The organism is Micrococcus sp. HMSC31B01, assembly GCF_001816085.1.
Lineage (GTDB): Bacteria > Actinomycetota > Actinomycetes > Actinomycetales > Micrococcaceae > Micrococcus > Micrococcus luteus.
In genome coordinates, this window is sequence record NZ_KV825012.1 from 1 (window position 1) to 9,298 (window position 9,298).

Genomic DNA, 9,298 nt, shown 5'->3' on the forward strand with positions numbered 1-9,298 from the left:
TGGGCCACCGCGGACGCCTCCGGGGCCCCCGCCCGCCGCGAGGCGGCCGGTATCGTGGCGGCGTACCTGCAGTTCCACGCCGAGCGGCGCCTGGTGTCCCTGTCCGTCCTGGACCAGGACCTCGGCCTCCCCGCCCCGCGCGTCGAGAGGAGACCATGAGCGCCGACCGAGCCCCGCAGCCCCCACCGCCGCACCCCTCGGGTGCGGTCGCCCCGCGGATCGACCCGCGTTTCGTGCCCCGGCACGTGGCGATCGTGATGGACGGCAACGGACGGTGGGCCAACCAGCGCGGCCTGCCCCGCACCGAGGGCCATCGGGCCGGCGAGGCGGCGCTGCTGGACGTCGTCGCCGGGGCGGTGGAGCTGGGGATCGGCCACGTGTCCGCGTATGCGTTCTCCACGGAGAACTGGCGGCGCTCGGCGGAGGAGGTCCGCTTCCTCATGGGCTTCTCCCGGGACGTGCTGCGCCGGCAGCGGGACACCCTGCACTCGTGGAACGTGCGGATCCGGTGGAACGGGCGGGCCCCGCGCCTCTGGACCCCCGTGATCCGGGAGCTGCAGGAGGCCGAGGAGCTCACGCGCCACAACACCGGCACCACCCTGCACGTGTGCGTGAACTACGGCAGCCGCGCCGAGATCCTGGACGGCGTCCAGGCCATCGCCGAGGAGGTCCGGGCCGGCCGGATGCGGCCGGGGGAGATCAGCGAGGACGTCATCACCCGCTACCTCGACCGCGGCTTCCGCACGGGTCAGGACGTCGACGTCGTCCCGGACGTGGACCTGTTCCTGCGGACCTCGGGGGAGCAGCGCCTGTCCAACTACCTGCTGTGGCAGTCCGCCTACGCGGAGCTGCTGTTCCTGGACGTGCTGTGGCCGGACGTCGACCGGCGGACCCTGTGGGCCGCCGTCGAGACCTACGCCCGACGGGACCGCCGCTACGGCGGCGCCGTGGACACCCCTCAGCCGGCGCCGTCGTCCGGCGCGCCGGACTCGGCCTCGGACGCCGACGGCGGCGCGTAGGCCCCCAGCCACGTGAGCGTCGCGGCACCGGCCGCCTCGCGCACCGACGCGGGGGAGGCGAACACGTCGTGCAGCGCGTCGGGGAGCCGGTGGACGGTCACCCGGTCGCCGAGCCGCAGGGAGCGGCGGGCCATGGCGTCGGGGTCCAGGACGATGTCCGAGGTCAGCATCGCCTCGGCGTAGGACGTGCCCCGATGCCCGCGCGCGGAGACGAGCACGAGGATCGGCACGGTGACGTCGAGCCGCCCGGCCACGGCCCGGTGCCCCGAGAGGACCGCGCTCAGCCAGGCGGCCGGCACCTCGAACGCGTGCGGGGGACGCCAGAGCGGGTGCAGGTCCCATTCGCCCTCGGCCTGGTCCGAGAGGGTGCGCCAGTAGTGGTCGATGCGCGGCAGCGTGAGCATGGCGTAGGGCTTCATGGCGGAGACGGGCCCCACGATGGACTTCGCCAGCAGGCGCACCCCCGCGCTGCCCTGCATCTCCAGCCACGGGCTGTTGAGCACGAGCGCGGCGAGGCGGCCGGGATTCCGGTCCGCCCACAGCGCGGCGATCAGCCCGCCGGTGGAGTGTCCCATGAGGATGGGCGGCAGCGGGTGGTCCTGGGCGATGGTCTCGAACGCGGCCTCGAGGTCCGCGTCGTAGCGGGCCAGGTCGTCCGTCCAGCCGGGCGTCTGTCCCGTGCGCAGCGAGCGGCCGTAGTGGCGGAGGTCGACGGCGTGGAAGGCGTAGCCGGCGGCCTCGAACGCGCGGGCGAGCGGGGCGTTGTAGAAGTAGTCACTCCAGCCGTGCACCGAGAGGATGGGTCGCCGGGCCGGGTCACGGGCGGCGTCGGTGCGCGGACGCACCACTGTGACAAGGTTCTGTCCTTGTTCATCGGTGTCGAGGCCGAGCGTGCATCGTTCGAAGCCCGGCAGCCCGTCCGGGACCCAGCCCAGGCCCGGCGGATCGTCGAGGAACGGGCGGGTGTCCTCCTCCGTCGGTCCGCCGGCGGGTGCGCCGTGCGGGGCGGAGGGGTCCGGGGGCGGCGGCTGGAGCGGGTCACGGGCCATCCGACCACTCTAGGAGGACCCCGGGCGGGCGGGAGGCCCGTGCGAGGATGGGGGCATGCAGCTGCCTGATCCCAAGTCCGCCGTCGACGGCCTCCTGACCTCCCGCGCGCCTCGCCTGTACCCGCCCTTCTTCCGTGCCGTGTTCGGCGGCATGGACGCGGAGCGGGCGCATCATCGGGGCTTCGACGCGATCCGGCTGGCCGAGCGCACCGGGGCGTCCGCCGCCCTGCGCGCCGCCTTCCGCCCGGACCCGATGCTCGCGCGCACGGTCATGGGCCTGCGGTTCCCAACGCCCTTCGGCCTGGCCGCAGGGTTCGACAAGGACGGCCGGGGGACCGCCGCCGTGGCCGACCTCGGGTTCGGCCACATCGAGGTCGGCACGATCACGGCGCAGCCGCAGCCCGGCAACCCGCAGCCCCGACTGTTCCGTCTCGTGGACGACCGGGCGCTGGTCAACCGCATGGGCTTCAACAACGACGGCGCGGCGGCCGTCGCCCCCCGCCTGGCGCGGACCCGGCAGACGCTGGAGCGCCGCTTCGGCCCGGCCCGGCCGGTCCTGGGCGTGAACATCGGCAAGACCAAGGTGGTCCCGCTCGAGGACGCGGCGGACGACTACCGGGCCTCGACCCGCCTGCTCGCGCCCCACGCCGACTACCTGACGGTCAACGTGTCCTCCCCGAACACGCCGGGGCTGCGCCAGCTGCAGGAGATCGACGCGCTGGAGCCGATCCTCACGGCGGTGCGCGAGGAGGCCGACCGTGCGGTCCCGGGCCGTCGCGTGCCGCTGACCGTGAAGATCGCCCCGGACCTGGCGGACGACGACGTGCGCGCCGTCGGGGCGCTCGCCGAGCGCCTCGGGCTGGACGGCGTCATCGCGACCAACACGACCGTCTCCCGGGAGGGTCTGCGCACCCCGCGTGCCGACGTGGACGCCCTGGGCGCGGGCGGCCTGTCCGGCGCCCCGCTGCAGGAGCGGTCGATGCGGGTGCTGGAGGTCCTGCGGGCGGCGCTGCCGACGGGCACCGCCGTCGTCAGCGTGGGCGGGGTGACGGACGCCGACGACGTCCAGGCCCGGCTCGACGCGGGCGCGGACCTCGTCCAGGGATACACGGCGTTCCTGTACGAGGGCCCGTTCTGGTCCGGCCGGATCACCGCCGGGCTGGCCCGGTCCCTGCGGGGCTGACGGTCTGCTCGCCGGGGACGCGACGGCCCGGACCCACCGGGGTCCGGGCCGTGGCGCGGTGTCGTCTCAGGCGGGGTACTCGCCCCGCTTGACCTGGGGCTTGGGCAGACGCAGGCGGCGGAACTGCAGGGCCCGCATGATGCCGTAGAAGCCGGTCCCGGACTCCGGCGTGCCGAAGCGCTCCGTGAGGCCCTTCTTGATGTGCCGGCTGACCAGGAAGCTCTCGATGAGCACGAGGGCCACGAGGACGTACAGGCTGATCATCAGGATCAACTGCGCCTCGCGACCGGGGATGAACATGAGCAGGACGTAGGCGAAGACGACGGGCATGAGCCACTCGCCGATCCCGGTCCGCGCGTCCACGTAGTCACGGACCCAGCGCTTCTGCGGCCCCTTGTCGCGTGCCGGGAGACCGCGCTCGTCCCCGGTCTCCAGCGCGGCGCGCTGGCGCATCCGCTCCTGGGCCATCGCCTGACGCTCGGCCTTGCGAGCCGCCTTGCGATCTTCGGGGACCAGGGTGCGACGGCGCGCGGCCTCCTGGTCGCGGCGCCGCGGAGTCGGGCCCTTCTTGCCCTGCGAGCGGTCGCTCGGCGCGGCCCCGGACACGGCGCCCTCGGCGGGAGCAGCCGAGGAGCCGTGAGTCGAGGGGGCGGGCGCGGTCTCGGGGGTCTTGTCTCGCTTGAACACCCGTCCAGTCTAGTGGTGGGGCGCGTCCGGCCCGGCCGGAGGCGCGGCCCTCGGCCCGGCCGCCGTCTACGCTGGCCGTCATGACTGACATCACCTCCCGTGCGCCGCAGGACGCGGCCCTCGTCTCCGCCGTCCGTGAGGCCGTCGAGGCCCGTTTCCCGACGACCCTCCAGACCCTCACCGACCTCGTGGCGATCCCGGGCATCGCCTGGGACTCCGCGGACCGCACCCAGCTTGAGCGGTCCGCCGAGGCTGTCGCGGGCCTGCTGCGCGAGGCGGGCCTGCAGGATGTTGAGATCGTGACCGAGACCCGCGACGACGACCGGCCCGGCGGGCCGGCGGTGATCGGCGAGAAGCCCGGCGCCTCCGACAAGCCCACCGTCTTGTTGTATGCCCATCATGACGTGCAGCCGCTCGGGGACGAGGACCTCTGGGACACCCCGCCGCTCGTGGCCACCGAGCGCGGCGGGCGGCTGTACGGCCGCGGCGCCGCCGACGACAAGGCCGGCATCATGGTCCACCTCGCCGCCCTCGCCGCCCTGCGGGACGTCCTGCCCGACGCCGGCGTCGGCGTCCGCGTCTTCATCGAGGGCGAGGAGGAGGCCGGCTCGCCCACCTTCCGCACCTTCCTGGAGAAGCACCGGGCGCGCCTCGACGCCGACGCGATCGTGGTCGCGGACTCGTCCAACTGGGCCGTGGGGGAGCCCGCGCTGACCACCTCCCTGCGTGGGCTGGTGGACGGCACGGTGACCGTCCGGGTGCTCGACCACGCCGTGCACTCCGGCATGTTCGGCGGGCCGGTCCTGGACGCCGTCGTCCTGCTCTCGCGGCTGATCGCCACGCTCCACGACGCGGACGGCGCGGTCGCCGTGCCCGGCCTCGAGCCGCGGCAGACCGCGGGCCTGGACTACCCCGAGGACGTCTTCCGCGCGGACGCGGGCGTGCTGGACGGGGTGACCCTGGCCGGCCGCGGCCCGGTCGCGGACCGGCTGTGGAACGCTCCCGCGTTGAGCATCATCGGGATCGACGCGCCCTCGGTCGCGGAGTCCTCGAACACGATCCAGCCCGCGGCGCGCGCGAAGTTCTCGCTGCGCCTGGGCCCCGGCATGGACCCCGCGGAGGCCTTCGAGGCGCTGCGCACCCACCTGGAGGCGCAGTCCGCGGCGGTGCTCGGCGCGGAGATCACGGTCACCGCGGGGGAGTTCGGCCAACCGTTCACGACGGACACCTCGGCCCCCGCCGCGGCCGCGATGATGGCCGCCCTGGAGGACGCCTGGGGCGTCGAGCCCCGGGCGATCGGCATGGGCGGCTCCATCCCGTTCACCGCGGACCTCGCCGAGGTCTTCCCGGAGGCCACCCTCCTCATCACGGGCGTGGAGGACCCGGACACGCGGGCGCACTCGGCCAACGAGTCGCTGCACATCGACGACTTCAAGCGGGCCGTCGTGGCCGAGGCGCTCTGGCTCGCGCGGCTCTCCGCGTGAGCGCCGCCCGGCCCGTCGGTGCGGCGGGCCGGGAATGCTCCGTGGGCGGCTAGTGTTGCCCGGGAGACCACACGCGCGTGACGGCCCCGTCCGCGCCCCATGATCTGAGGAGGTCACGATGGCTCTGTCCGCAGAGGAGACCGGCGTCGAGATCGGCGCGACCCAGGACGCCGAGGCCCTGCCCCCGCACGAGGTCGAGCTGACCGACGTGGCGGCCGGCAAGGTGCGCTCGCTGCTCGAGCAGGAGGGCCGCACGGACCTGCGGCTGCGCGTCGCCGTGCAGCCGGGCGGCTGCTCGGGCCTGATCTACCAGCTCTACTTCGACGAGCGCGTCCTCGACGGCGACACCGTCCGTGACTACGACGGGGTCGAGGTGATCGTCGACAAGATGAGCGTGCCCTATCTCATGGGCGCGACCATCGACTTCGAGGACACCATCTCGAAGCAGGGCTTCACGATCGACAACCCCAACGCGGGCGGCTCGTGCGCCTGCGGCGACTCCTTCCACTGATCTGCGGGCGCCCGGAGCGCCTCGGACCGCGAACCGGCGGGTCGGCCTCGGCCGGCCCGCCGTCGTCGTGCCCGGGCACCGTGCCCAGGATGCTCGGACCCGACTCCCAGACACGAGGCGCCCGTGTCACGGTGCGGTGAATCCGCGTGTTTCGGCTTAGACTGGCTCTGAATCATCAGGGCATGCCCGTGCTCCCTGCGAGGACGCTGCGAGAAGTCGCCGAATCGTCGGGGGAGCGGGGACGCCCCTCGCACACGAGATGAAGAGGAAGGCCGTCTGTGAGAGCACAGAATGACGCCGGACGTCGGACTCGCCGCCGCTTGACCGCCGGTGCCGTGGGCACCACGGCGCTCCTGGTGCTGACCGGCTGTTCGGCAGAGGTCCAGCGCGGCTGGTACCCCGGCACCCGGGAGACCACCAACCACAACGCCCAGCTCACCGACCTGTGGGTGAACTCCTGGATCGCGGCCATGGCCGTCGGCCTGCTGGCCTGGGGCGCCATGATCTGGTGCATGGTGGCCTACCGCCGTCGCAAGAACGACCAGGGCTTCCCGAAGCAGACGGCCTACAACGTGCCGCTCGAGACCATGTTCACGGCCATCCCGATCCTGATGGTCTTCACGCTCTGGGGCTTCACCGACCGCGTCCAGACCGAGGTCGACCGCCCCGTGGACGACTCGCCGCTGACCGTCACCGTGTACGGCAAGCAGTGGTCCTGGGACTTCAACTACTCCTACGAGCAGGAGAACGGCGAGGTCATCGAGGCCCACTACTCCGGCATCCAGGCCCAGCTGGACGGCACCGAGGGCGTGCGTGACACCCTTCCGGTCCTGTACCTGCCGAACGACGTGCCGGTGCACTTCGAGCTGAAGTCCCGTGACGTGGCCCACTCCTTCTGGATCCCGCAGTTCCTCCAGAAGCGCGACATGGTGCCCGGCAAGACCAACCACCTGTACCTGACCCCCCAGGAGCTGGGCAGCTACGACGGCAAGTGCGCCGAGCTGTGCGGCGAGTCCCACTCCGAGATGCTCTTCAACGTGGAGGTCGTCGACGAGGCGGAGTTCGTCCAGCGCCTCGAGGAGATGGAGCCGGGTCAGGTGGGCGACGAGTACAGCCGCAATCCCAACAACAACCCTGACGGCGCCGGGACGATGGAGCGCGATCTCCAGACCCCCCGCGGTGGAGGTAGCCACTGATGACCACTTACGAGTACGCAACGGATGAGGTGCGCTCACAGGCGCAGCCTCGTGTGGTGCCCCGTTCGCTGGGCAAGATCGTCGTCAGCTGGCTGACGACGACCGACCACAAGGTGCTCGGGTACATGTACCTGATCACGTCCTTCATCTTCTTCTGCATCGGCGGCGTCATGGCCCTCATGATCCGCGCGGAGCTCTTCGAGCCCGGCATGCAGATCCTGCAGACGAAGGAGCAGTACAACCAGCTGTTCACCATGCACGGCACGCTCATGCTGCTCATGTTCGCGACCCCGCTCTTCGTGGGCTTCGCCAACGTGCTGGTGCCGCTGCAGATCGGCGCTCCGGACGTGTCCTTCCCGCGTCTGAACGCCCTGGCGTTCTGGTTCTTCCTGTTCGGCTCGCTCATCGCGACCGCGGGCTTCCTCACCCCGCAGGGTGCGGCCTCGTTCGGCTGGTTCGCCTACGCCCCGCTCTCCAACACCACGTACTCGCCGGGCGTCGGCGGTGACCTCTGGGTGTTCGGTCTGGTCCTCCAGGGCTTCGGCACGATCATGGGCGGCGTCAACTTCATCACCACGATCCTGACGATGCGTGCCCCGGGCATGACGATGTGGCGCATGCCGATCTTCACCTGGAACACGCTCATCACCGGCATCCTGATCATGATGGCGTTCCCGCCGCTGGCCTCCGCGCTCTTCGCGCTGGGCCTGGACCGTCGCTTCGGCGGCCACATCTTCAACCCGGAGAACGGCGGCGCCATCCTGTGGCAGCACCTCTTCTGGTTCTTCGGCCACCCCGAGGTGTACATCATCGCCCTGCCGTTCTTCGGCGTCGTGTCGGAGATCATCCCGGTGTTCTCCCGCAAGCCGATCTTCGGCTACAAGTCCATCGTGTTCGCGACGACGGCGATCGCCGCGCTCTCCGTGACGGTGTGGGCGCACCACATGTACGTGACCGGCGCCGTGCTCCTGCCGTTCTTCTCCGTGATGACCATGCTCATCGCGGTCCCGACCGGCGTGAAGTTCGTGAACTGGATCGGCACCATGTGGCGCGGTTCGATCACCTTCGAGACCCCGATGCTGTGGACGCTCGGCTTCATGGTCACCTTCCTCTTCGGTGGCCTCACCGGCATCATCCTGGCGTCGCCGCCGCTGGACTTCCAGGTCTCCGACACGTACTTCGTCGTGGCGCACTTCCACTACGTCGTCTTCGGCACCGTGGTGTTCGCGATGTTCGCCGGCTTCTTCTTCTGGTGGCCGAAGTTCACCGGCAAGATGCTGAACGAGCGTCTCGGCAAGATCCAGTTCTGGATGCTGTTCGTGGGCTTCCACGGCACGTTCCTGATCCAGCACTGGCTCGGCGTCATCGGCATGCCCCGTCGTTACGCGGACTACATGGTGGAGGACAGCTTCCACGCGATGAACGCGTTCTCCTCGGTCTTCTCCTTCGTCCTCGGCGCGTCGCTGATCCCGTTCTTCTGGAACGTGTACATCACCGCGCGCTACGGCAAGAAGGTCACCGTGGATGACCCGTGGGGCTTCGGCGGCTCGCTCGAGTGGGCCACCTCGTGCCCGCCCCCGCGGCACAACTTCCACTCGCTGCCGCGCATCCGCTCGGAGCGTCCGGCGCTGGACCTGCACCACCCGGAGCTCTACCCGCACTCGCCTCAGCACACCACTAAGGCCTTCGGAGAGAAGGTGGCCCGGTGAAGGTCGCAGCGAACATCTTCTGGGTGATCGGCCTCTTCTTCGTGGGCGCCGGAACCCTCTACGGCTTCTGGAACGAGTGGACTGAGTGGGCTGGCATCCCGGCCCTCTACGCCCTGGGCGCGATGTCCTGGATGATCGCCTGGTACCTGCGGGCCGCCGAGCACAAATACGGCGTCGGCCCTGCAGATGACGAGGACGGTCAGATCGTCGAGTACGCCGGCACCTACGGCACCTTCGCTCCCTGGAGCTGGTGGCCCCTGGGCCTCGGCCTGGGCTGCGCGATCATCGTGACCGGCCTGGCCGTCGGCTGGTGGGTCTTCATCATCGGCATCGTCGCCGCCGCCTACTTCACCTTCGGGTGGGTCTACGAGTTCTCTCGGGGCAAGTACGCCCACTGACCTCGGGTCGATCACGCAGCGCCACCGGCGCTGACGACGACGGCACGGGGGTCTGGACGGTG

9 protein-coding genes are annotated in these 9,298 nt (G+C 71.2%); 7 read left to right on the forward strand and 2 right to left on the reverse strand.

Features of this window, described 5'->3' with window-relative positions; all coding sequences use genetic code 11:
- Positions 1-155 precede the first annotated feature (155 nt).
- Entirely contained in the window at positions 156-1,019 is an 864-nt protein-coding gene (locus tag HMPREF3105_RS03470; protein WP_070708783.1) for an isoprenyl transferase, read from the forward strand.
- Here the strand turns inward: HMPREF3105_RS03470 and HMPREF3105_RS03475 are convergent.
- Positions 959-2,068 (reverse strand): alpha/beta hydrolase, encoded by a 1,110-nt coding sequence (locus HMPREF3105_RS03475; RefSeq protein ID WP_069941923.1) that lies wholly within the window; start codon positions 2,066-2,068, stop codon positions 959-961. The two genes, HMPREF3105_RS03470 and HMPREF3105_RS03475, sit on opposite strands and share 61 nt — an antisense overlap.
- A 55-nt stretch (positions 2,069-2,123) precedes the next feature.
- On the opposite strand from HMPREF3105_RS03475, the gene HMPREF3105_RS03480 reads away from it, so the two are divergent.
- Positions 2,124-3,251: a quinone-dependent dihydroorotate dehydrogenase gene (locus tag HMPREF3105_RS03480; protein ID WP_069941922.1), complete on the forward strand. Its 1,128-nt coding sequence runs from the start codon at positions 2,124-2,126 to the stop codon at positions 3,249-3,251.
- 66 nt (positions 3,252-3,317) lie between these two features.
- Here the strand turns inward: HMPREF3105_RS03480 and HMPREF3105_RS03485 are convergent, their stop codons facing one another.
- The gene (locus HMPREF3105_RS03485) at positions 3,318-3,938 is read right to left on the reverse strand and encodes a DUF3043 domain-containing protein (RefSeq protein WP_069941921.1); all 621 of its coding nucleotides are present in this window, start codon (positions 3,936-3,938) and stop codon (positions 3,318-3,320) included.
- An 80-nt stretch (positions 3,939-4,018) separates the two neighbouring features.
- Here HMPREF3105_RS03485 and HMPREF3105_RS03490 point away from each other — a divergent pair, with 80 nt between their 5' ends.
- The 5 genes from HMPREF3105_RS03490 to HMPREF3105_RS03510 all read left to right on the forward strand — a co-directional run bounded on the left by HMPREF3105_RS03490 (position 4,019) and on the right by HMPREF3105_RS03510 (position 9,236).
- A complete protein-coding gene (locus HMPREF3105_RS03490; protein ID WP_069941920.1) occupies positions 4,019-5,422 on the forward strand; it encodes a dipeptidase in 1,404 nt (467 codons plus the stop codon).
- 118 nt (positions 5,423-5,540) lie between these two features.
- On the forward strand, positions 5,541-5,933 hold the full coding sequence (erpA, locus tag HMPREF3105_RS03495) for an iron-sulfur cluster insertion protein ErpA (protein WP_069941919.1): 393 nt from the start codon (positions 5,541-5,543) through the stop codon (positions 5,931-5,933).
- A 335-nt stretch (positions 5,934-6,268) separates the two neighbouring features.
- Positions 6,269-7,129: an aa3-type cytochrome oxidase subunit II gene (gene coxB / locus HMPREF3105_RS03500; RefSeq protein WP_070708786.1), complete on the forward strand. Its 861-nt coding sequence runs from the start codon at positions 6,269-6,271 to the stop codon at positions 7,127-7,129.
- The gene (gene ctaD / locus HMPREF3105_RS03505) at positions 7,129-8,838 is read left to right on the forward strand and encodes an aa3-type cytochrome oxidase subunit I (RefSeq protein WP_070708784.1); all 1,710 of its coding nucleotides are present in this window, start codon (positions 7,129-7,131) and stop codon (positions 8,836-8,838) included. Before coxB ends, ctaD begins: the two co-directional genes overlap by 1 nt.
- Positions 8,835-9,236: a cytochrome c oxidase subunit 4 gene (locus HMPREF3105_RS03510; RefSeq protein WP_070708785.1), complete on the forward strand. Its 402-nt coding sequence runs from the start codon at positions 8,835-8,837 to the stop codon at positions 9,234-9,236. The genes ctaD and HMPREF3105_RS03510 overlap by 4 nt, the downstream gene beginning before the upstream one ends.
- Positions 9,237-9,298: the final 62 nt, after the last annotated feature.

Bases quoted from the DNA above. Each gene is read 5' to 3' on its own strand.
- HMPREF3105_RS03470 (WP_070708783.1), top strand. From the start codon at position 156: ATGAGCGCCGACCGAGCCCCGCAGCCCCCACCGCCGCACCCCTCGGGT.
- HMPREF3105_RS03475 (WP_069941923.1), bottom strand. From the start codon at position 2,068: ATGGCCCGTGACCCGCTCCAGCCGCCGCCCCCGGACCCCTCCGCCCCG.
- HMPREF3105_RS03480 (WP_069941922.1), top strand. From the start codon at position 2,124: ATGCAGCTGCCTGATCCCAAGTCCGCCGTCGACGGCCTCCTGACCTCC.
- HMPREF3105_RS03490 (WP_069941920.1), top strand. From the start codon at position 4,019: ATGACTGACATCACCTCCCGTGCGCCGCAGGACGCGGCCCTCGTCTCC.
- erpA (WP_069941919.1), top strand. From the start codon at position 5,541: ATGGCTCTGTCCGCAGAGGAGACCGGCGTCGAGATCGGCGCGACCCAG.
- ctaD (WP_070708784.1), top strand. From the start codon at position 7,129: ATGACCACTTACGAGTACGCAACGGATGAGGTGCGCTCACAGGCGCAG.